At 64.4% G+C, this 20,773-nt stretch carries 18 protein-coding genes; 5 read left to right on the plus strand and 13 right to left on the minus strand.

Going from position 1 to position 20,773, the window contains the following annotated elements:
- Window positions 1-65: 65 nt before the first annotated feature.
- From ASR47_RS06095 to ASR47_RS06115, 5 genes are all read right to left on the minus strand, one after another.
- The gene (locus tag ASR47_RS06095) at window positions 66-1,517 is read right to left on the minus strand and encodes a flagellin N-terminal helical domain-containing protein (protein ID WP_065306867.1); all 1,452 of its coding nucleotides are present in this window, start codon (window positions 1,515-1,517) and stop codon (window positions 66-68) included.
- Window positions 1,518-1,843: 326 nt separating this feature from the next.
- The gene (locus tag ASR47_RS06100) at window positions 1,844-3,484 is read right to left on the minus strand and encodes a GGDEF domain-containing protein (RefSeq protein WP_065306868.1); all 1,641 of its coding nucleotides are present in this window, start codon (window positions 3,482-3,484) and stop codon (window positions 1,844-1,846) included.
- 119 nt (window positions 3,485-3,603) lie between these two features.
- Entirely contained in the window at window positions 3,604-4,251 is a 648-nt protein-coding gene (locus ASR47_RS06105) for a response regulator (protein ID WP_065306869.1), read from the minus strand.
- Window positions 4,252-4,279: 28 nt separating this feature from the next.
- Window positions 4,280-5,794, minus strand: coding sequence for a sensor histidine kinase (locus ASR47_RS06110; RefSeq protein WP_245714272.1), 1,515 nt, complete (start codon window positions 5,792-5,794; stop codon window positions 4,280-4,282).
- 4 nt (window positions 5,795-5,798) lie between these two features.
- Entirely contained in the window at window positions 5,799-6,392 is a 594-nt protein-coding gene (locus ASR47_RS06115) for a hypothetical protein (protein ID WP_065306870.1), read from the minus strand.
- Between the two features lie 87 nt (window positions 6,393-6,479).
- Here ASR47_RS06115 and greB point away from each other — a divergent pair, with 87 nt between their 5' ends.
- Window positions 6,480-7,049, plus strand: a complete 570-nt coding sequence (gene greB / locus ASR47_RS06120) for a transcription elongation factor GreB (protein WP_065306871.1) — start codon at window positions 6,480-6,482, stop codon at window positions 7,047-7,049.
- 137 nt (window positions 7,050-7,186) lie between these two features.
- Here the strand turns inward: greB and ASR47_RS06125 are convergent, their stop codons facing one another.
- The 4 genes from ASR47_RS06125 to ASR47_RS06140 form a co-directional block, all read right to left on the minus strand.
- A complete protein-coding gene (locus tag ASR47_RS06125; RefSeq protein ID WP_065306872.1) occupies window positions 7,187-9,445 on the minus strand; it encodes a RelA/SpoT family protein in 2,259 nt (752 codons plus the stop codon).
- Between the two features lie 81 nt (window positions 9,446-9,526).
- Window positions 9,527-9,730 carry a DNA-directed RNA polymerase subunit omega gene (rpoZ, locus tag ASR47_RS06130; RefSeq protein ID WP_010400723.1) on the minus strand — a complete coding sequence of 68 codons (204 nt, stop codon included), beginning with the start codon at window positions 9,728-9,730 and terminating at the stop codon, window positions 9,527-9,529.
- Window positions 9,731-9,799: 69 nt separating this feature from the next.
- Window positions 9,800-10,438 (minus strand): guanylate kinase, encoded by a 639-nt coding sequence (gene gmk, locus ASR47_RS06135; RefSeq protein WP_171898900.1) that lies wholly within the window; start codon window positions 10,436-10,438, stop codon window positions 9,800-9,802.
- A 97-nt stretch (window positions 10,439-10,535) separates the two neighbouring features.
- The gene (locus tag ASR47_RS06140; RefSeq protein WP_065306874.1) at window positions 10,536-11,426 is read right to left on the minus strand and encodes a YicC/YloC family endoribonuclease; all 891 of its coding nucleotides are present in this window, start codon (window positions 11,424-11,426) and stop codon (window positions 10,536-10,538) included.
- Window positions 11,427-11,752: 326 nt separating this feature from the next.
- On the opposite strand from ASR47_RS06140, the gene rph reads away from it, so the two are divergent.
- The 3 genes from rph to hemW all read left to right on the plus strand — a co-directional run bounded on the left by rph (window position 11,753) and on the right by hemW (window position 14,404).
- Entirely contained in the window at window positions 11,753-12,481 is a 729-nt protein-coding gene (gene rph, locus ASR47_RS06145) for a ribonuclease PH (RefSeq protein WP_065306875.1), read from the plus strand.
- Window positions 12,482-12,542: 61 nt separating this feature from the next.
- Window positions 12,543-13,127 carry an RdgB/HAM1 family non-canonical purine NTP pyrophosphatase gene (rdgB, locus tag ASR47_RS06150; protein ID WP_065306876.1) on the plus strand — a complete coding sequence of 195 codons (585 nt, stop codon included), beginning with the start codon at window positions 12,543-12,545 and terminating at the stop codon, window positions 13,125-13,127.
- Window positions 13,124-14,404: a radical SAM family heme chaperone HemW gene (hemW, locus tag ASR47_RS06155; protein WP_065306877.1), complete on the plus strand. Its 1,281-nt coding sequence runs from the start codon at window positions 13,124-13,126 to the stop codon at window positions 14,402-14,404. The genes rdgB and hemW overlap by 4 nt, the downstream gene beginning before the upstream one ends.
- Window positions 14,405-14,406: 2 nt before the next feature.
- On the opposite strand, the gene ASR47_RS06160 is transcribed toward hemW, so the two are convergent.
- The 3 genes from ASR47_RS06160 to ASR47_RS06170 form a co-directional block, all read right to left on the minus strand.
- Window positions 14,407-15,561, minus strand: a complete 1,155-nt coding sequence (locus ASR47_RS06160; protein ID WP_065306878.1) for a tetratricopeptide repeat protein — start codon at window positions 15,559-15,561, stop codon at window positions 14,407-14,409.
- A 97-nt stretch (window positions 15,562-15,658) separates the two neighbouring features.
- Window positions 15,659-17,377: a methyl-accepting chemotaxis protein gene (locus ASR47_RS06165; RefSeq protein ID WP_065306879.1), complete on the minus strand. Its 1,719-nt coding sequence runs from the start codon at window positions 17,375-17,377 to the stop codon at window positions 15,659-15,661.
- A 282-nt stretch (window positions 17,378-17,659) separates the two neighbouring features.
- Window positions 17,660-18,748 (minus strand): patatin-like phospholipase family protein, encoded by a 1,089-nt coding sequence (locus ASR47_RS06170; protein ID WP_065306880.1) that lies wholly within the window; start codon window positions 18,746-18,748, stop codon window positions 17,660-17,662.
- 128 nt (window positions 18,749-18,876) lie between these two features.
- On the opposite strand from ASR47_RS06170, the gene ASR47_RS06175 reads away from it, so the two are divergent.
- Complete coding sequence (locus ASR47_RS06175) at window positions 18,877-19,731, plus strand: hypothetical protein (RefSeq protein WP_150127703.1); 855 nt, start codon at window positions 18,877-18,879, stop codon at window positions 19,729-19,731.
- Between the two features lie 67 nt (window positions 19,732-19,798).
- Here the strand turns inward: ASR47_RS06175 and tal are convergent, their stop codons facing one another.
- Window positions 19,799-20,734 carry a transaldolase gene (gene tal, locus ASR47_RS06180; RefSeq protein WP_065306882.1) on the minus strand — a complete coding sequence of 312 codons (936 nt, stop codon included), beginning with the start codon at window positions 20,732-20,734 and terminating at the stop codon, window positions 19,799-19,801.
- Window positions 20,735-20,773: the final 39 nt, after the last annotated feature.

The following is a 20,773-nucleotide window of genomic DNA, read 5'->3' on the forward strand; positions in this document are numbered from 1 at the left end:
ACGGATGATTCCGGCCGGGGATGGCATGGTTGTTCCAGGCGCCGGCGCGGCGCCGTGGAACGGGGTTAGTTACCGCGCAGCAGCGACAGCACGCCGTTCGGCAGCGAGTTGGCCTGGGCCAGCATGGCCGTGCCGGCCTGTTGCAGGATCTGGCCGCGCGTCAGCTTGGCCGTTTCCGCCGCAAAATCGGTATCCTGGATGCGGCTACGCGAAGCCGACAGGTTTTCCGACGTCGATTCCAGGTTGGTGACGGCGGTTTCAAAGCGTGACTGCAAGGCGCCGAAGGAGGCGCGCTGGTTGTTGACGGCGGCCAGTGCGGAATCGAGAATCTTCAGGGCATCGCTGGCGCCCTTGGTGGTCGATACATCGATGCCCGACACGGAATTGAGCGTGGCGCCCACGGCCGTGACGGCATTGGTGCTGGTGACATTACCGATTGAAAAACCCTTGTCCGAATTCATCGACACATAGCCCATGGTCGTGGCCGTTTCGCCAGTGCCCACGGTGGCTGTCGTACCGACCGTGCCGGCGGCATTGATGGACGCTGCCACGACGGTGGAGGCGGCGGCGGTGCTGTTGTTTTTCAGCGTGACATTGTTGCCGGCGGTATTGGTCAGGATCAGGCCATCGTTGGTGCTGTTCAGCTTGGCGCTTACACCGGTCGATGCCGACACATCGTTAAAGGCGCTGACGGACGATGCCAGGGCTGCGGCGTTCAGAGGGTTGCCGACGGTAAAGGTCACGTTGGCGGCCGTGCTGTTGTCCGACGTCAGGCCCAGCGCATACACGCCGCCAGCAACAAATTTGGCCGACTGTTCGGTTTTTGCCGTGGCCGTGACGCCGGTTTTTTCGGAGGCGCCGTTGACGCTCGTTGCCAGCGCTTGCGCGCTGTCGCCCGACTTGACGGTGATGGTCGCCGATTGCAGGCCCTGAATGTCGAACGAGCCAGCGGTGTAGGCGGTGCCGGCGGTGGTGGTGGCCGGCGCCGTGGTGGCCACTTCATTGTTGCCGTAGTTATTGGTGCGGAAATTGGCGGTGGTGGCCTGGATGGTCTGGCCGGCGTTGGCGCCGACCTGGAACGTTGCGGTACCGAACGAGCCGTCCAGCAGCTTCAGGCCGTTGAATTCCGAGGTTTGCGAAATGCGGTCGGCTTCCGACAGCAGTTGCCCTACCTCTTGCTGGATGGCCTTGCGGTCGCCGGCCGAGTTGGTGGCGTTCGCCGACTGGACCGACAGCTCACGTACCCGTTGCAGGATGTTGCCCGTCGATTGCAGGGAACCTTCCGCCGTTTGCAGCAGCGATACGCCATCGTTGGCGTTGCGGCGGGCTTGGTCGAGACCGCGGATTTGCGAGGTGAAACGCTCGGAAATCGCCAGCCCTGCGGCGTCGTCTTTCGCGCTGTTGATGCGCAGACCGGACGACAGGCGTTGCAGGGAGGTGGACAGTGCGGCTTGGGATGCGCCCAGATTGCGTTGCGAATTGAGCGATGCGATATTGGTATTGATAACTGCGGCCATTTTGAAGCTCCCGATTAACTGGGTTTTGGCTCTGTGCCTGCTTACCTTGGTCTGCCCCCGCACTCTGGAGCACTCAAACCGTAGTTGTAAAGATTAACGGAAGCTGGCCAGAAAAGTTTAGGGTCCAGAAGCAACTTTTTTCGCGGTTTCCCCTATGAAGGCACTTCATCGCCGCCCCTATACGGCAGTGTTTTTTGATACTTTATGGCAAAAATAAAAAAAATAAAATGCCGGATTCCGGCGTTGCGAAAGCGGTTTTCGGGTGTGGAAGGCAAAAAAAGCCCGCCGGAGGGCGGGTAGGGTGGCAGCTGGGTGCGGTGACCTGTTCAGTCCGCCACCACGACGCGGTTCTTGCCCGTCTGCTTGGCCTGGTACATGGCGCGGTCGGCGCGTTTGACCAGTTCGGCCTGGTCCTCGTTGGGCTGGCGCAAGGCCACGCCGGCGGAAAAGGTGATCAGCACTTTTTCATTATCATGCAGGAAGAAGTGGCGGGTCAGCTCGCGCTGCAGCCGTGTCATGGTCGAGGACGCCGCTTCGACCGTGGTTTCGGGCAGCAGGATCAAAAATTCCTCGCCGCCGAAGCGGGCGATCACGTCCATCGAACGCAAGGTGTCCTTGACGATCTTGACAAGGTGTTTCAGCGCCGCATCGCCGGCCAGGTGGCCATAGGTGTCGTTCAGGCGCTTGAAGTCGTCCAGGTCCAGCATGGCGATGCACAGCGGCGTGCCGCGCCGGTCCGAGCGCGCCGTTTCGCGTTCGAACACATCGTCCAGGCCGCGCCGGTTCAGGCTGCCCGTCAGCTGGTCTTCGCGCACCAGCTCGCTCATATGCTGGAGCTTGGCCTCCAGCGTGTGGATGCGCTGTTCCGCATCGAGCACTTCCTGGCGCGCCAGCACCATCTTGTCGCGCGCGCGCAGCGCCTCGGTCTGCACCAGCCGGGTTTCGTGCAGCACGTCGTCGAGCACCTTGTTCAGGTCGGTGATATTTTCCGCCTGGCTGATCTTGTCGGAATAGCCGCCGATCTTTTCATGGAAGTCGCCGGTGCTGGCCGCCACCTGGCTCAGGCGGTCGATAAAGGTCATCATCATGTTCTTGACGGTCAGCTTGACGTCCGACAGGCTGTGCTTGAGCTGGCTTTGCTTGTAGATGACTTCCTTCAGGCTGCGCGTGGCGTCTTCCAGCGCACGCTGGTCGAGCGGACCGGCGATCAGGTTCTGCACGGCATCGACCTGGCCGCGCAGCCAGCTGTCGTCGTCGAGCAGCTGGCTGACATTGTCCAGCAGCAGCTTGAACAGGCGCAGCAGCAACTCCTGCTGCTCGGCCGTGTCGCCGCTTTTCAGCTCGATCTGGTAGCACAGCTGCTTCAGGCGCACCGCCGCTTCGTTCAGCGCGTCTTCCGTGTGCGCCTGCTTGATGGCCGCGCCCAGCGATTCGGCTTCCTCCACCAGCGCCGGCGTGCCGGTCAGCAAGGTGGCCACGGCAAAGCCCAGGGTGCGGCTCAGCAATTCGCGCAGGGTGCGCGTCTGTTCGCCGTCCGGCAGCGGCGGCAGCTCGATGCCGCCGCCTTTCCTGGCCTGCCTTTCCGACAGCTGCGCCAGCGTGCGCGCATAGCTGTCCCAGTCGCGCGCTTTCAGGGCGCGCTGGAACCGCCGGCCAAAGTCGCCCAGTTCGCCGCCCGATTCGCTCATCCTGGTGGCAAACTGGCTCAGTACGTTTTCGGCCCCATTGTCGGGCGGTGTGCTGGCGGCCAGCACGGCGGCGGGGGCGGCGATGTCAGCCGGTTCGCTGATGCCGGCGATTTCATTGTAGATGTCGCGGTAGGCGTTCGGCGTCGGTGCGATGCGGCGCGTGGCCAGGCGGCGAAACGCTTCGCGCGCGATATCGGCCGGGTTCAGCGGCGTCGCGGGGTTGGCAGCAGCGGCACCGGCAGGAGTGCTGGCCGGCGGTGAGGGCAATTTACTGGACATGGAGGCACGGCCTTTTTAGATATTTGCTAATTATCCCCATGATATGCGAGTTGGCAAAGCACTTATTCTTGGATAAGCAAGACGAAGTGTGGCCAATTCGCGCAATACGCTGCGCGGGACTAGTCCACCAGCTGGTTGCGGATCGCATAATGGGTCAGCTCGGCACTGTTTTTCAGCTTCATTTTCAGCAGCAGCCGTGCGCGGTATTCGCTGACGGTTTTCGCCGACAGCTTCAGTTCTTCGGCGATTGCGCCCACCGTCTTGCCCGAGGCAATCAGCACCAGGGTCTGGTATTCGCGGTCCGACAAGGTTTCGTGCAGCGCCGTCTCATGGTCTTCGCCCACCGTATTGGCCAGTTCCTGCGCCAGCGCGGCGCTGATGTATTTCAGGCCTTCGGCCACTTGGCGGATGGCGGTGACCAGTTCGCGCGGCGCGCTCTGCTTGGTGAGATAGCCGGCCGCACCGGCTTTGAGCGAGCGGATCGCATACTGGTCTTCACGGTGCATCGAGAGCATCAATACGGCCAGTTCCGGCTTGTCCTTCTTGATCTGCTTGAGCACGTCGATGCCGCTGCGGTCGGGCAAGGAAATGTCGAGCAGCATCACGTGGCATTTCGCCGCACGGAAGCGCTTGATCGCATCGTGGCCGTTTTCGGCCTCGCCGGCAACAATAATGTCCTTGGTATCGGCCAGGATCTGTTTCAGGCCCTCGCGCACGATCGCATGGTCGTCGGCGATGAATACCCGGATGATGGCTTTTTCTTTCATGACTGCATTCGTTTCTGCATGTGCTGCTTTATGGTTCACTGACGTCCGGCTGCCGCGCGCCGTGTTGCGTGGTCGCACTGGCAGCAGCCGCTATTATCGCCTCTCGGGGCGTGGTCAGCCTGATTTTTATGGTCAGCACGGTGCCGCCGCCAGGGGCGTCTGCCAGCTGCAGGCTGCCGCCGAGCGCACTGGCGCGCTCGCTCATGCCGCGGATGCCGAACGATTGTGGCTTGGCGCGGTCAAGCGGGCGCATGCCGACGCCGTTGTCGCTGATGCACAGCCGTATGTGCTGGCGCTGTTTGTCGAGGCGCACCGTGACGGCGCTGGCACGCGCGTGCTTGGCAATATTGGTCAGTGCTTCCTGCGCGATGCGAAACAGGGTGGTGGCCTGGTCCAGGCTCAAGTCGATTTCCTTGCGGTTCGAGGAAAATACGCAGCCGATGCCGGCCTGGCGCGCGAATTCGCTCACTTGCCAGTCGAGCGCGGCGACCAGACCCAGGTCCAGCATCGACGGGCGCAGGTCGAGCGAGATGCGGTGCACGGCGTCGATGCTGCGGTCGACCAGGTCGTCGACATAGGCGGCTTTTTCCTGCAGCAGCACATCGCCCTCGGGCAGGCGCCGCGCCAGCATGGCCAGCGCCATCTTGATCGCCGTCAGGTTGCCGCCCAGGTCGTCATGCAGTTCGCGCGCCAGGCGCGTGCGTTCCTGCTCCTTGACCTTGTCGATATGCGCCGTCAGCTCGGCCAGGCGCGCGCGCGACTGGCGCACCTCGATCTGTTCGAGCCGGCTTTCCGTGATATTGGTCATGATGCCTTCCCATTGCACCGCGCCATTGGCCAGTGCGCGCGGCGTCGAGCGCAGGTTGATCCATTTGACGTCTTTCCAGGCGTCGACCCAGATGCGGCCCTCCCAGTTCCAGCTCCACAGCGCGTTTTTCGAGGCCAGCATCGAGTCGCGGTAGGAGGCCCGGTCTTCGGCCAGGATCAGCTGGTAGAACAGTTCCGGCTGCGCATGCAGCTGCTTTGGTGACAGGCCCAGCAGGGCCTGGCAGCCATCGCTCAGGTAGGGAAAGCCGGCGCGCCCGTCGGCCGCGAGGCTGAACTGGTACACCAGGCCCGGCGTATTGGAAACGATGGCATTGAAGCGCGACTGCACTTGCGCCAGGGCGGCGGCGGTCGCTTGCGGCGTGCGCATCGCATCTTCCATGGCCAGGATCAGCGCGCGGCCACGGTGTTCGGTGCGCGTCAGGCGCAGGCGCACGGCGTGCACGCCCGTGTCGCTGCGTTGCAGCCGGGCCTGGACGATGGCGTGCGCGCCGACGCCATCCTCCGGTATCACTTCCCCGGCCGGCCACTGCGGCGCCAACTGGCGCACAGTCATTGCCTGCAGCTCGGACAGGCGGTAGTGCAGGTGGGCGCAGGCGGCGCGATTGGCGTCGAGCACTTGCCAGCTGGCCGCGTCGAACAGATAGGCCTCGCTGGCGTGCGCGTGCATGGCTGGCGCCAGCCGGGGAGTGTCGATCATGGTGGTGGTTTTCTTCATGGGCTCAGCGGCGCGCGCGCCAGAGGGCGGCAAAGCGCCGCAGCACGCGGGCCGGGCGCGAATTGTGGCGGCCGCGGCTGCTGGCGCCGGAGCGCAGGCGGCGCCACCAGGCGCGGCGCGTGCGGCCCAGCGAGTTCGACAGGCGTTTGATGCGGCGCCAGGCGCGTGTGCCTTGCAGGCGGGCGATCCAGCGGTCCCTGGTCGCGATGAAACGGCCATGCCAGCGGGCAAACCATGGCAGGCTCAACAGGGTAGGGCGCGTCAGCGTGTACAGGCGCGCCACGGCGGCCGCGCCACCGAGCTTGGCCGCGACGATTACGCCGATGCCGGAAAACGCATGGCCGCGCGCAATCGCCAGCAAGGCCAGCAGCTTGACGGGAAACAGCAGCACGGCCGGCAGCACGAACACTGCCAGCGCCCAGTACGGCGGCAGGTGCTGTATCCGCGCTTCGAGCGCATGCAGCGGTGGAAACTGCGCCAGCACCTGCATCGCGCGCGCGCCCGTCGCCCACAGCCATTCCTCGATCAGCAGGAAAATGGCGGCCAGGTAGACCAGCGGCGCGAACAGCCAGCGCCTGAAACGGTAGTGCTTTCTCATCCGGCTCCAAACAATTTCTCCTGATGATACGTCAAAAAAGCCCGCGCACACGGGGTGTGCAGGGGCTGGCGGCGCTACAATGGCGATATGAATAAAGCATTTGTAAAAGAGTCCGACAACGACGACGATGAAGAAGCCGCCGCGCTGGCGCTGGCGATACCCGCCGGCGCCAAGAATTACATCACGCCGGCCGGTTACCAGCGCATCCGCGACGAGCTGTTGCAGCTGATCGACGTCGACCGCCCGGAGGTGGTGCGCATCGTGCACTGGGCGGCGTCGAACGGCGACCGTTCCGAAAACGGCGATTATATCTATGGCAAGCGCCGCCTGCGCGAAATCGACCGCCGCATCCGCTTTCTCACCAAGCGCATGGACCTGGCCGCCATCGTCGACCCCAGCGTGCACCACGGCAACGATCAGGTCTTCTTCGGCGCCACCGTCACCTATCTCACCAGCGACGGCGAAACGCACACCATCACCATCGTCGGCATCGACGAATTCGACCCGCTGAACGGCAAGATCAGCTGGGTCTCGCCGATGGCGCGCGCGATCACCAAGGCGCGCGAGGGCGATGTGATCATTCTGAATACCCCGCTGGGGGCGCAGGAACTGGAGTTGCTGGAGGTGACGTACCCGGCGCCGGGGGATGTTGCTTGAACGAGTGTTGAAGCATAAAACACCTGGAAAACCGTAGCGAGCGGCAGTGAGTTGTGGCTGAGAAGCGCAGCTGTGCTTAAGCACAGCGAGCATCGCAGGCCGCACATCGCGACGCGCAGTAGGTTTAACAGGTGTTTTTAATTCCGTTCGCGCAGGATGCGGTTCACGCCGGCGACCCTGCGCACATTGCGCAGCAGCGCCGCCAGGTGCACGCGATCTTTCACCTGCACGGTAAAGCGCAGCTGGTCGAGCACGTTGTCCTTGTCTTCGTCCATGCCGACATAGATGATGTTGGCGTCGGACTCGCCGATCTCGGCCGCCACGCGCGCCAGGATGCCGCGCTCGCTGTTGATCAGCACCTTGATGCGGCAGTCGAAGCGACGATTCAGTTCGGTTCCCCAGCGTACGGCGATCCAGCGGTCCGGCTCCTTGATGCGCTGGCGCTTGGCCTGGCTGCAGTCGCTGGTGTGCACCAGCAAGCCCTGGTCGCGGCGCAGCTGGCCGATGATCTGGTCGCCCGGGATCGGCAGGCAGCACGGCGCCAGCTGCACCGAGACGCCTTCGCTGCCGCAGATGGTAACCGGGTCGAGCTCGCTGCCGCTATTGTGTTCGACCGGCATGCTGGCCGCTTCGCCGCCAATCAAACCAAAGATATGGCGCGCCACCAGGGTCGCCATGCGCTTGCCGATGCCGATGTCGGCGTACAGCTCGTCGAGCGAATGGGCGCTCGACTCGTTGAGCAGGCGTTCGACCAGCGGCGCCGGCAGGTCGGCGTCGATATTCAGGGTCAGCAAAGCCTGCGACATCAGTTGCTGGCCCAGCGCAATCGATTCGGGCAGGTTGATCGTGCGCAGGTGGTGGCGGATGGCCGAACGGGCCTTGCCGGTGCGCACGAACGACAGCCAGGTCGGGCTCGGGCGCGAGGCCGAATCGGTGATGATCTCGACGATGTCGCCGTTGTGCAGTTCGGTGCGCAGCGGCGAGGTTTCGTTGTTGATCTTGACGGCCACCGTCTGGTCACCGATGCCGGTGTGGATCGAATAGGCGAAGTCGATCGCGGTGGCGCCGCGCGGCAGGGCGATGATCTTCGATTTTGGCGTAAACACATACACCGAATCGGGGAACAGGTCGACCTTGACGTGCTCCAGGAACTCGGCCGAGTCGCCCGTCTGCTGCTGGATGTCGAGCAGCGACTGCAGCCAGGCATGGGTGCGCTGCTGCAGGTCGGACGGGTTCGATTCGCCGCTCTTGTAGAGCCAGTGCGCCGCCACGCCGGATTCGGCCGTGCGGTGCATTTCCTGGGTGCGGATCTGGAATTCCACCGGCGTGCCGTAGGGGCCGATGACGGTGGTGTGCAGCGACTGGTAGCCGTTCAGTTTGCGGATCGCGATATAGTCCTTGAACTTGCCCGGCATCGGCTTGTACAGGCTGTGCAGGGTGCCCAGGGTGACATAGCAGTCGGCGAAGTTGTTCACCACCACGCGAAAACCATACACGTCGAGCACCTGCGAGAACGACAGGTGCTTGCTGCGCATCTTTTTGTAGATGTCGTGCAGGGACTTTTCGCGGCCTGTCACGTCGGCGTCGATCTCGGCCATGGAGAGCGTGCTTTTTACCGCCTCCATGATCTTGTTGACCACCTCGCGCCGGTTGCCGCGCGCCGCCTTGACGGCCTTGGCCAGGGTGCGGTAGCGCATCGGGTACAGGTGCGAGAACGACAGGTCCTGCAGTTCGCGGAAGATATTGTTCAGGCCGAGGCGGTGCGCGATCGGCACATACACTTCCATGGTCTCGCTGGCGATGCGGGCCTTTTTGGCCGCCGTCATGAAGTCCAGCGTGCGCATATTGTGCAGGCGGTCGGCCAGCTTGATCAGGATGACGCGCACGTCGGACGCCATCGCCAGCAGCATCTTGCGGAAGTTTTCCGCCTGGGCTTCGATCTGGCTCTGGAATTCGATTTTTTCCAGCTTGGACAAGCCGTCGACCAGGTGCGCCACGGGGGCGCCGAAGCGCTCGATCAGTTCGTCTTTCTTGACGTCCTGGTCTTCCATCACATCGTGCAGCAGGGCGGCCATGATGGCTTGCGCGTCGAGCTTCCAGTCGGCGCAGATTTCGGCCACGGCGATCGGATGCGAGATATACGGCTCGCCCGAGCGGCGCATCTGGCCCAGGTGCATTTCGTCGGAGAAGCGGTAGGCTTCCTTGACTTTTTTCAGGTCGGCGGGGGAAAGGTATTCGGCCAGCTTGTCGGCCAGGTGGCTGACCGAGGCCACGCCGGGTACCGGCGCGGGAGGCGTGGCAGCGCCTGGCGCATGCGCGCCCTGCGGTTTTGCCGCCTGGCGCGGGGCCAGGGCCGGCGGTGGTGCTGAAGTCGTGTCGGCTGGGGTCAGACTCATAAAACGTCGCGTTACTTCGCAGTGTGAATTAAGGATAAAGTAGCACCAGCGATCAGCACTGTTCCGGCACGCGCTTGGCTATTACATCGGCACCTTTTTCAGCATCTCGATGCCGACCTTGCCGGCAGCGATTTCGCGCAGCGCCACCACGGTAGGCTTGTCCTTGGCTTCCACTTTAGGGGTGTGGCCTTGCAGCAACTGGCGTGCGCGGTAGGTTGCCGCCAGGGTCAGCTGGAAACGGTTAGGGATCTGCTTCAAGCAATCTTCAATGGTGATACGGGCCATGGTAACTCCTAATCTATGATATTGGTACAGTATTGGTGCGTGGCGCTGTGTGACTGGCGTGCAGCGCTGTTATTCCGCGTGCAGGCCCAGTTGGGCGAAAAGCGAGGCGTTGCGGGCCGCTTGTTGCGCAAACCGGCAACGGGCCGCTCTCACGATCGCGCTCAGTTCGGACAAAGCGACCGTAAACTCTTCATTGATAATAACATATTCGAACTCTGGCGCGTGGGCGATTTCGCCGCCGGCCGCCAGCAAGCGCCGCGTGATCACATGCGGTTCGTCCTGGCCGCGCTTGTTCAAGCGCTCTTCGAGCGCATCGATCGACGGCGGCAGGATGAAAATGCCGGCCGCGCGCGGAAACTGTTTGCGTACCTGGCGCGCGCCTTGCCAGTCGATTTCCAGCAAAATATCGGTGCCGGCCGCCATCTGCTGCTCGACCATGATGCGCGAGGTACCGTAGTAATTGCCGTGCACTTCGGCCCATTCCAGGAACTCGCCCTTGTCGGCGCGCGCAATAAAGTCGTCGGCGCTGGTGAAATAGTATTCACGGCCGTGCTCTTCGCCCGGGCGCGGCGCGCGCGTGGTGGTCGAGATCGACAGCTTGATGGCCGGTTCCTGCGCCAGCAGCGCGTTGACCAGGGTCGATTTGCCGGCGCCCGATGGCGCGGCGACCACGAACAGGCTGCCGGAGAAGGCGGTAGGGTGACTCATGCGTATTTTTCCATGGCGTGTGAGGATGGCGCCGTTTGTGGGGCGCCCAATCCGCTATTTTACCAAGAGGCAAGGCGCCCGGCCAGTGCCATGGCGGCTATTCCAGGTTTTGCACCTGTTCGCGCATCTGCTCGATCAGCAGCTTCAGGTCCATCGAGGCGTCGGCCAGTTCCTTGACGGAGGCCTTGGCGCCCAGGGTATTGGCTTCGCGGTTCAGCTCCTGCATCATGAAGTCGAGGCGCTTGCCCACTTGTCCGCCCTTGGTCAGGATATGGCGCGTTTCGCCCAGGTGGGCCGACAGGCGCGCCAGTTCTTCCGACACATCGATGCGGATGCCGTACAAAATCACTTCCTGGCGGATGCGCTCCATCGCGTCCTGGCGCGACAGCGCCGAATTCGAACCCTGGCTGGCCAGGCCCAGCGCGTCCTGCATGCGCTCGATGGCTTTTTGCTGGAAGGCGGCGACCACCTGCGGGATCAAAGGGGTGATGCGCTTGACGATGGCTTCCATCGCTTCGATGCGCGCGATCAGCACCGCTTCGAGCGCCGCGCCTTCGCGCTTGCGGCTGTCGACAAAGGCGGCGATGGTGCGTTTTGTCAGGGCGCCGACGTCGGCCTGCAGGGACTCCTGGCCCACTTGCGCTTCCTCGATCACGCCAGGCCAGCGCAGCAGTTCAGCCACCGACATCACGGGCGCCGACACGAAATGCTGGCCCACTTCCGATTGCAAGCGCGCCAGTTCGGCCAGCAGCGGCAGGTTCAGCGCCTGGGTGCCGGCGGTGGCGGCCTTGCGGCCAAAGCTCAGGCGTACTTCGACCTTGCCGCGCGTGATGGCCGACATGACAGCGGCGCGCAGGTCCGGTTCCAGCGTGCGCAAATCGTCGTTGATACGGAATTGCAGGTCGAGAAAGCGTGAGTTGACGCTCTTGATTTCAATTGTCAGTGTGCCCGCAGCCCCTTCGCTGGTGGCAACCGCGTAGCCTGTCATGCTTGAAATGCTCAAAGGATTCCCCGATTTGGTCTTGTATACAGTCACTTATACACTTAATCAGCCAGCGCAGGCAAGACCGCCCGCGCCCAGAAAACAGCGCCGCCATCATGGGGTGGCCTGTTTTTTGCGCATGAAATGGCGCATGCTGCTGAATGGTGTGCGTTTTACGGCATTGTAAAGAAAATTATCCAGCGCGGGGCAGGATTGTCGTGCAAGGGTGCGTGTTGCTTTTTGGTTAGTCTGTGCTGGAGGTCATCGCCATCGGGCGCCATGGCGCGCGGTGTTAAAATCGCTGCCGCATCCACCCCTCTACAGGACACCCCATGACATTTGCATCCCGCCCGAGCGGCCGCGCCGTCGACGCGCTGCGCGCCATCCGCATCACCCGCCAGTACACCAAGCATGCCGAAGGCTCGGTGCTGATCGAATGCGGCGACACCAAGGTCATCTGCACCGCCAGCATCGAAGACAAGGTGCCCGGTTTCCTGAAGGGCAAGGGACAGGGCTGGCTGACAGCCGAGTACGGCATGCTGCCGCGCTCGACCCACACGCGCATGGACCGCGAAGCGGCGCGCGGCAAGCAGTCGGGCCGCACCCAGGAAATCCAGCGCCTGATCGGCCGCTCGCTGCGCGCCGCCTTCGATCTGCAGGCGTTCGGCGAGCGCACCTTGCACCTCGATTGCGACGTGATCCAGGCCGACGGCGGCACGCGCACCGCCTCGATCACCGGCGCCATGGTGGCGGCCCATGACGCGTTCACCCAATTGCAGGTACGTGGCGCGATCACCAGCCTTCCCGTGAAAAGCTTTGTCGCCGCCATCTCGGTCGGCGTCTACCAGGGCGTGCCGGTGCTCGACCTCGACTACGTCGAAGACTCCAATTGCGATACCGACATGAACGTGGTGATGACGGAAGAAGGCCACTTTATCGAAGTGCAGGGCACGGCCGAAGGCGCGGCCTTCGACCGCGCCGGCATGAACCGCCTGCTGGACCTGGCGCAGGGCGGCATCGCCGACCTGATCAAGCTGCAAAAGCAGGCGCTGGGCCTGTAAGGAGCGGGGTGAGGGGAGCGCAAAAGGTTTACAATGCCGGCACTTCACACGGACCACTGACATGACCCAACGCCTCATCCTCGCCTCCAACAACGCCGGCAAGCTCAAGGAATTCAACGAGCTGCTCTCGACCATCGGCTTTTCCGTGCACGCCCAGGGCGAGTACGAGGTGCCAGAAAGCGACGAGCCGTTCCACACCTTTGTCGAGAACGCGCTGCAAAAGGCGCGCCACGCCGCGCGCCTGACGGGCCTGCCCGCGCTGGCCGACGATTCCGGTGTCTGCGTCAATGCGCTCGGCGGCGCACCGGGCGTGTATTCGGCGCGCTATGCGGGCGAGCCGAAATCGGACGCGGCCAACAGCGCCAAACTGATCGCCGACCTCGAACCGCATGCCGACAAATCGGCCTATTACTATTGCGTGCTGGTGTATGTGCGCCACGCCGACGACCCGCAGCCGGTGATCGCCGACGCGCGCTGGCATGGCGAGATGATCGCCACTGCGCGCGGCGCGGGCGGCTTCGGCTACGATCCGCATTTTTATCTCCCCGCCCTGGGCAAGTGCGCGGCCGAGCTGACGGCCGACGAAAAGAACGCGCTGTCGCACCGCGGCCAGGCGCTGCGCGTGCTGGTCGAGAAGCTGCGATGATCCCGATCAAAGTCGCCGGCAGCATCGCCCGGCCGGGCAGCAAACCCGCCAACACCCCCGCGCCGCAGGACGGCATTGCCGGCGCGGCCGGCGCGGCCCTGCGCTACCTGCAGCCGGGCGCCCTGAACCTGGCGGCCCTGCCGCCGCTGTCGCTGTACATCCATTTTCCGTGGTGCGTGAAAAAATGCCCGTATTGCGACTTCAATTCGCATGAAGTGCGCCAGGAGCAAGGCTTTCCGGAAGAGGAATACCTGGCGGCGCTGCGGCTGGACCTGGAAATGGCGCTGCCCCTGATCTGGGGCCGCAGGATCCACACCATCTTTATCGGCGGCGGCACGCCCAGCCTGATGTCGGCGGCCGGCCTGGACCGGCTGATGTCGGATGTGCGCACCTTGCTGCCGCTGGAGCCGGACTGCGAAATCACCATGGAAGCCAATCCGGGCACGTTCGAGACGGAAAAATTCAAGTCCTACCGGGCCAGCGGCGTCAACCGCCTGTCGGTCGGCATCCAGAGTTTCAACGGCCGCCACCTGCAGGCCCTGGGCCGCATCCATGACGACAGCGAAGCGCGCCGGGCGGTGGAGATCGCGCATGCGCATTTCGACAATTTCAACCTCGACCTGATGTACGCGCTGCCGTCGCAGACGCTGGCCGAAGCGCAGGCGGATCTGGAGACGGCGCTGTCGTTCGCGCCGCCGCACCTGTCGCTGTACCACCTGACGCTGGAGCCGAACACGCTGTTCGCAAAGTATCCGCCGGTGCTGCCCGACGACGACGAAAGCGCCGATATCGCCGACATGGTGGCCGCGCGCGCCGCGCAGGCCGGCTACGGCCGCTATGAGGTGTCGGCCTATGCCCAGCCGGGCCGCCAGGCGCGCCACAACCGCAATTACTGGGAATTCGGTGATTATCTCGGTATCGGCGCCGGCGCCCATTCGAAGATCTCGTTCCCGCACCGGGTGCTGCGCCAGGCCCGCTACAAGCAGCCGCGCGCCTATATGGACGCGGTGCGCGCGGGCAACCCGGTGCAGGAAGAGCGCGAACTGGCGCGCGAGGAAATGGGCTTTGAATTCATGCTCAACACCCTGCGCCTGACGGGCGGTTTTTCACCGAACCTGTTTGCCGAGCGCACGGGACTGGCGCTCAACGCCATCGAGCAGCCGCTCAATGCGGCCGAAGCGAAGGGCCTGCTGTACCGCGATCACCAGCTCATCCGGCCGACCGAGCTGGGCCTCAGTTTCCTGAACGATCTGCAGCAGATGTTCCTGGAGGAATAAGGTCAATGCACGCCGGCGGCGCGCAAGCGCCGCAGCTTGCCTGCATACAGTGCGTGTTCGCCGCGCGTCAGGCTGCGGTCCATCGCCAGCTCCAGCTGCTTGCTCGCCAGCTGCCATTGCCCCAGTTGCGCGTGGGCCTGGGCCAGCCAGAAGTGGAATTCATGGTAGCCGGGATCGCGCGCGATCTCGCGCTGGAACAGCCAGATCGCCGCCTGGTAGTCCTGCCGCTGCATCGCGGCCTTGCCCAAATTAAAGTGATGGAACGGTGGCTCCGGCTGCAGGGCCAGCAGGCGCTGGCGCAATGGCTGCGCCTGCTGTGCCATGCCCGACGCTTCCAGCGACTGCGCCAGGTTAGCCAGCAGTACCGTGTTGTCCGGCGCACGCTCCAGCGCGTGGGCCAGGGTGCGCTGGCCCGCTTGCGTATCGCCGTGGCGCAGCTGGACCAGGCCCAGCGTGTTGTAGGCGCCGATGAAGCCGGGGTCCTGCACGATGGCGCCGCGGGCCCACCAGTAGGCCGCGTGCAACTGGCCCTGGCGCAGGGTTTCGGCGGCGCGGTTGTTCATGTACATGGCCGTGATCGTCGCTTCGCCCAGTTCGCGCGTGCGGTAGCCAGCCACGTCTTTTGACGGCAAAAAGTCGATCACCAGCAGGGCGCTGGCGTCGTAGCTGCGGGCGCTGTCGAGGCGCCGCTGTCCCAGCACCAGATTGACATGGCCGGCGACAAAAATCATGTCGCCGCTGCGGCTCCAGCTCGCTTCGCCCAGCACTTCCTGGTAGCGTACGGCCAGTCCCAGTTCCTGCGCCAGCGCCGCCGTCATGATCACCAGCGACAGGCAGTTGCCGCTGCGCGCGGCAAAGGTTTCGCGGGCGTTGCGCGTGATCTGCGCATCGTATTCAAGCTTGAGGCGGGCCTTGTCGTACAGCGCGTTGTACAGGGCGGTGCGCGGGTTTTTCAGGCGCGCTTCACGCAGCACCTCGGTGCGCAGGTACTGGCGCATCGTGTCGTCGATGGCGAATACCTGGCCCGCATCGACCGCGATGGCCGGCGCAAAGGCGCTGTCGGTGAAGACAGGGGGAATGCTGGCCGGCGGCGTGGCACAGCCGGCCAGCAGGGCACAGCACAGTGCAATGATGAACGTAGTGAGATGGCGGCGCATGGTCTCTCCCGCACAGGCGCCGCATGGAATTGCGCAGGTGGCGCGCCCGGCCCACCTGGAAACAGTATTGGCACGGGAAACGCCGCTGTCAATCTGTTTAGAACTCTTCCCAGTCCTGCTCGCCGGCCGGCATGGCGGGCGCCTTGCGCGGCGCAGGATGGGCGGCCAGGGCAGGCTTGGCCACGCTCTTGCGCACCGCCGGCTTTGCAGGCATGGCATGCGTGGCGGGACGCGGCTGGCTGGCCGCCGCCACGGGCGCCGCCAGCGCTTGCTCCAGCTTGAAGCCGCCGGCCACCTGCGCCAGCCGCGCTGCCTGGTCCTGCATGCTTTCGGCCGCCGCCGCCGCCTCTTCCACCAGCGCCGCATTCTGCTGCGTCACCTGGTCCATCTGCGCGATGGCCTGGTTGACCTGGTCGATGCCCATGCTCTGCTCGGCGCTGGCCGAAGTGATCTCGGCCATGATGTCGGTGACGCGGCGCACGCTGTCGACCACCTCGTTCATGGTGCTGCCGGCCTGCTGCACCAGGCGGCTGCCGCCGTTGACCTGCGCTACCGAGTCGTCGATCAGGCTCTTGATCTCCTTGGCCGCGCCCGCCGACCTCTGCGCCAGGTTGCGCACCTCGGTGGCCACCACCGCAAAGCCGCGCCCCTGTTCGCCGGCGCGCGCCGCTTCGACGGCGGCGTTGAGCGCCAGAATATTCGTCTGGAAGGCGATGCCGTCGATCACGCCGATAATGTCGACGATCTTTTTGGACGAAGCGTCGATGGCGCCCATGGTGTCGACCACCTGGCCCACGATGCCGCCGCCGCGTTCGGCCACTTCCGAGGCGGACAGGGCCAGCTGGTTGGCCTGGCGCGCATTGTCGGCGTTCTGTTTCACGGTGGCGGTGAGCTCCTCCATCGACGAGGCGGTTTCTTCGAGCGAGCTGGCCTGCTGCTCCGTGCGCGACGACAAATCCTGGTTGCCGGCCGCAATTTCCGACGACGCCGTGGCGATCGCGTGGGTACCAGTTTGCACCTGCGACACGACATTGGTCAGCGCATCGTTCATGCCTTTCAGGGCGCGCATCAGGTCGCCCACTTCATCGCGCGTGGCCTGGCCGAATTGGGTGCGCAGGTCGCCTTCGGCGACGGTGGCCGCGACCGCGATGGCCGCCTGCAGCGGCTGCGTGATCGAGCGCGTGATCAGCCAGGCGCACAGGCTGCCAAACACGATCATCAGGCCGGCCAGGATGGCCGTCAAGGTCAGGCTGCGCGCATTGGCGCGCTCGATCGCCTGGGCGGTGTCATCGATGGCCTGGCGCTGCTCGGCCAGGAAACCCTGTACCTTGGCCTGGTAGGCTTCGGCGGCCGGCATGTATTGTTGCGTGTAGACTTTTTCTGCGGTCTCGGCCTGGCCGGTCTTCTTGGCCGCCATCACCGCCTGCTTGGCTTCTTGGTACACGCCGCGCACCTGCATCACGGACGCAAACGTGGCTTTTTCCTGCTCGCTCGACAGCATGCCTTCCACCTGTTTCAGCAGGCCGCCACCCTTTTTGGTGCCGGCCGCAATCGCGTCGGCAAACGTCACCGACAAGCTTTCGTCCGAGCTTTTGGCGATCAGCGTGGTGCGTTCGATGGCTGAATAGATCAGCAAATACAGGTCGGACGCCAGGCGTTCCTTGGCCAGCGGCTTTTCCATCATGGCGCGCGTGGCCTGGGCGTTGCTCCAGGCGCTGATCACGGAAAACGAGGTGCAGACGATGGCCAGCAGCAGCACCACGGCAAAGCCGATCGCCAGGCGGGCGCCGATGCGGATGTTCGAGAGTGTCTTCATGGTGTCTTTTGGTTACAGTGGACAAGAATGCATTTTCCATTGGAAATGCTACATGGGCATGACGGCGACAGATCGTGTTCAAACGCGGTGTGGCAGCAAGGTGGTGCTGTGGTGCAGGCTGGGTCGGGGCCCGGAATACTGACAAGAAAACAAATACCTGGAAACGCCAGGCCTTGCGTCAGGAGCCAGGGTGGCGGTGGGTAAATCCTACCATGCAAAAATGACTGTCGGTATGAAATACGCACCGGGCTGGTGAGCTATCGCGCGCCTGTTGTTTTTGGCTCAGGCGTGCAGGTCGAGCGCCTGGCGAAGGTCGGGCTGCTCGGCCCAGCGCGCAAAGGCGGCGGCCATGCGTTCGCTTTCGGCAATCGCGCGGCGCCAGTCGCGCATGCGCGCCGCATGGTCTTGGCCATAGTGGGGGAAGTCGCGCCGGTCCGGCAGCTTGCCATTGGGCAGGCTGGCGACAAAGGTGGGCGAGGGCGACACCAGGATCATGTTGTCGAGCGCCGCATCCCGGCCGCGCACGCGGCGCCAGGGCATGGCCTTGTCCAGCCAGCCCGGCACGAGATGGTCGGCGAAATGCGGGTACAGCACCAGGTCCGGCTCGCGCTGGTAGGGCAGGTGCAGGTGGTAGTCGACCAGGCCGCCGTCCCAGTAGCGTCCGGGCGGCGCGCCGGCGATATCCGTCACCGCATCGAGCACCAGCGGAATCGAGCCCGACGCCAGCAGCGCATCGCGCAGATTGTCTTGCGCCAACGGCACGAAGTGGGCGTTGAAGGCGTCGAAGCGCGAGCGCAGCCAGCTGGCGCCATCGGGCCCGGCATGGAACACCACCCGTTCGAGCGTGGCGGCCAGGCGCTCGCGCGCCAGCGCATTGCCGGCGGCGGCCAGCAAAAAGCCGCGCTTGTCGCGCCGTGGCCCGGGACTGGCCAGTGCCCCGATGCCGCGCACGGCCAGCACGGCCAGGCTGTGCTGCGCATGCTGCAGCAGGTGCGCGTCCTGGCCATCGAGCATGGCGTCGAGCAGGGCGCGGCAGGTGCGGCTGACGTGGGCCGGCGTCGGCTTGTCGGGGTAGCGCTGGCCTACATACTCGCGTACCAGGCGGCGCTGCGCGGCGACCGGATCGGCAAAGGTCGCCGCCGCCATGCGCCAGGCGCCGATCGAGGCGCCGATAAACTGGCGCTGGCGCGGCGCACGCGGCAAGAAGTCACCGAACAGCCAGCAATCGAACTGGTGCAGGATCAGCCCCTTCGGCCCGCCGGCGGCGGCCGGCACGATGGCGATGTCAAGCGCGCGCAAGCCGTGCTCGGCAATGCGCGCGCGGGCGCGGCGGCCCAGGCGGATGGTGATGGCGGACGTGCTTGGCGACATGGGGTGCGGCGAGTGGCTGGTTGGAACCGCCCATTGTAGCGCCAGCGGCCCGATCAGGCGTGCGACCGGGGCCGCCGTTTTTTACTATTATTCTGAAAGCAATAATAGCTGACTCTATAAAGACACACATGAAACGACCTGAACAATTACCGGGCAACTTGCTGCTCATCACCTTATTGGCTACCGCCCTGAGCGCCTGCGGTGGCGGTTCCTCCTCCTCCGACAGCGCCACCGCCGTCACGCCAGCCAATCCCGTCAATCCCGTCGCGCCGGTGACGCCAGTCGCGCCAGTGAGCGGCGACACCGGCAGCGTCAGCGCGCCATTTGCCGGCAATGCCAGCGCGCGCTATCTGCTGCTGGCCGTCGCCAGCCAGAGCACGGGCGCGCTCACCAGCGTCAGCCAGGGCGCCAATGGCGCGTTGAGCGAGATCGCCGGTGCGGCTTTCACCGGTACACCGGCCATCACGCGCGAGATCAGCGGCGACGCCAGCTTTGCCCAGGGGCGCTGGTTCACCGGCACGATCACGCGCAGCACGGGCGCCACCGTCATGAGCGGCAACAACGCCAGCGCCCACTACAACGTCTACAAGACGCTTGCCAGCCTGCCCGCCAGCGGCAGCCTGGCCTGCGACGCCGGCACGTTCACGGCGCCCAGCTACACGGGCGGCGGCGTGATCGGGCAGGACGCGTATTTCGGCGCGGCCAGCGGCAGCGCCACCTTGTCGTTTGGCGCCACCGGCGCCAGCCTGGCGATGACGGTCAACGCCAGCGCCGGCGGCCAGCAGGCCAGCATCAGCGGTGCCGGCCTGCTGGCCGCGCCGGCATCGACGGCGATCGGCGGCGGCTTCCTGGGCGGCAGCAGTGGCACATTGCTGGCACTCGGTGACGCGGGCGCCGGCCGCTACCTGGTCATCGGCGGCTACAAGGTGGTGCTGGCCAACGGCGCCAGCTATCAGGGCGTGGCGACCTTCCGCTGCTCCTGATCTGTGCAGGCATGAAAAAAGCGGCGCCGTGCACTGCACGGACGCCGCTTTTTTGTACTCGCGCCGCTTAGCGCAGGGCCGAGATCAGCTGTTTCAGCTTGCCCGTATCGACGCAGAAGGCGCGGATGCCTTCGGCCAGTTTTTCGGTCGCCATCGCGTCTTCGTTCATCATGAAGCGGAACGATTTTTCATCGAGCGACATCTTGACGATATTGGCGCCCGGCGCCGCTTCGGCGCTCAGCTTGCGTGCTACCTGCGCATCGCTGTCGGCCAGCTTTTGCAGCAGGTCGGGGCTGATGGTCAGCAGGTCGCAGCCGGCCAGTTCCAGGATCTGTGACGTGTTGCGGAAACTCGCGCCCATCACTTCGGTGGTGTAGCCGAATTTGCGGTAGTAGTTATAGATGCGCTTGACCGACTGCACGCCCGGGTCTTCCGCGCCCATGTAGTCGATGCCGGTCGACTTCTTGTACCAGTCGTAGATGCGGCCGACGAACGGCGAAATGAGCTGTGCGCCCGCTTCGGCGCAGGCGATCGCCTGGGACAGCGAGAACAGCAGGGTCATGTTGCAGCGGATGCCTTCCTTTTCCAGGATCTCGGCGGCGCGGATGCCTTCCCAGGTCGAAGCCATCTTGATCAGCACGCGCTCGCGCGCAATGCCGGCGTTCGAATACAGGGCGACCAGGTCGCGGCCCTTGGCTACCGTGCCAGCGACGTCGAACGACAGGCGGGCATCGACTTCGGTCGACACGCGGCCCGGTATCGTCTGCAAGATTTCCACGCCAAAGGCGATCAGCAGGCGGTCGATGATCTCGCCGGTCGACGCGTTCGGATGATCGCGCACGGCCTTTTCCAGCAGCGGCTTGTATTCATCCTTTTGCACGGCTTTGAGGATCAGCGAAGGATTGGTGGTCGCATCGCGCGGCGTGTACGCCTGGATCGACTGGAAGTCGCCCGTATCGGCCACCACGGTGGTGAATTGTTTGAGCTGTTCTAATTGGTTCATGGCTGGAGATTATACTGAAAGTAATTAAGGCCGCCAGAT

This window comes from Janthinobacterium psychrotolerans (assembly GCF_001677885.1).
Lineage (GTDB): Bacteria > Pseudomonadota > Gammaproteobacteria > Burkholderiales > Burkholderiaceae_D > Janthinobacterium > Janthinobacterium psychrotolerans.

Excerpts from the sequence above, each read along its gene's own strand:
- ASR47_RS06170 (WP_065306880.1), bottom strand. The coding sequence starts at position 18,748 with ATGTCGCCAAGCACGTCCGCCATCACCATCCGCCTGGGCCGCCGCGCC.
- rdgB (WP_065306876.1), top strand. The coding sequence starts at position 12,543 with ATGACCCAACGCCTCATCCTCGCCTCCAACAACGCCGGCAAGCTCAAG.
- ASR47_RS06140 (WP_065306874.1), bottom strand. The coding sequence starts at position 11,426 with ATGACAGGCTACGCGGTTGCCACCAGCGAAGGGGCTGCGGGCACACTG.
- ASR47_RS06110 (WP_245714272.1), bottom strand. The coding sequence starts at position 5,794 with ATGAAGAAAACCACCACCATGATCGACACTCCCCGGCTGGCGCCAGCC.
- gmk (WP_171898900.1), bottom strand. The coding sequence starts at position 10,438 with ATGAGTCACCCTACCGCCTTCTCCGGCAGCCTGTTCGTGGTCGCCGCG.
- ASR47_RS06125 (WP_065306872.1), bottom strand. The coding sequence starts at position 9,445 with ATGAGTCTGACCCCAGCCGACACGACTTCAGCACCACCGCCGGCCCTG.
- ASR47_RS06105 (WP_065306869.1), bottom strand. The coding sequence starts at position 4,251 with ATGAAAGAAAAAGCCATCATCCGGGTATTCATCGCCGACGACCATGCG.
- greB (WP_065306871.1), top strand. The coding sequence starts at position 6,480 with ATGAATAAAGCATTTGTAAAAGAGTCCGACAACGACGACGATGAAGAA.
- tal (WP_065306882.1), bottom strand. The coding sequence starts at position 20,734 with ATGAACCAATTAGAACAGCTCAAACAATTCACCACCGTGGTGGCCGAT.
- ASR47_RS06165 (WP_065306879.1), bottom strand. The coding sequence starts at position 17,377 with ATGAAGACACTCTCGAACATCCGCATCGGCGCCCGCCTGGCGATCGGC.
- ASR47_RS06115 (WP_065306870.1), bottom strand. The coding sequence starts at position 6,392 with ATGAGAAAGCACTACCGTTTCAGGCGCTGGCTGTTCGCGCCGCTGGTC.
- hemW (WP_065306877.1), top strand. The coding sequence starts at position 13,124 with ATGATCCCGATCAAAGTCGCCGGCAGCATCGCCCGGCCGGGCAGCAAA.
- rph (WP_065306875.1), top strand. The coding sequence starts at position 11,753 with ATGACATTTGCATCCCGCCCGAGCGGCCGCGCCGTCGACGCGCTGCGC.
- rpoZ (WP_010400723.1), bottom strand. The coding sequence starts at position 9,730 with ATGGCCCGTATCACCATTGAAGATTGCTTGAAGCAGATCCCTAACCGT.
- ASR47_RS06175 (WP_150127703.1), top strand. The coding sequence starts at position 18,877 with ATGAAACGACCTGAACAATTACCGGGCAACTTGCTGCTCATCACCTTA.
- ASR47_RS06160 (WP_065306878.1), bottom strand. The coding sequence starts at position 15,561 with ATGCGCCGCCATCTCACTACGTTCATCATTGCACTGTGCTGTGCCCTG.
- ASR47_RS06095 (WP_065306867.1), bottom strand. The coding sequence starts at position 1,517 with ATGGCCGCAGTTATCAATACCAATATCGCATCGCTCAATTCGCAACGC.
- ASR47_RS06100 (WP_065306868.1), bottom strand. The coding sequence starts at position 3,484 with ATGTCCAGTAAATTGCCCTCACCGCCGGCCAGCACTCCTGCCGGTGCC.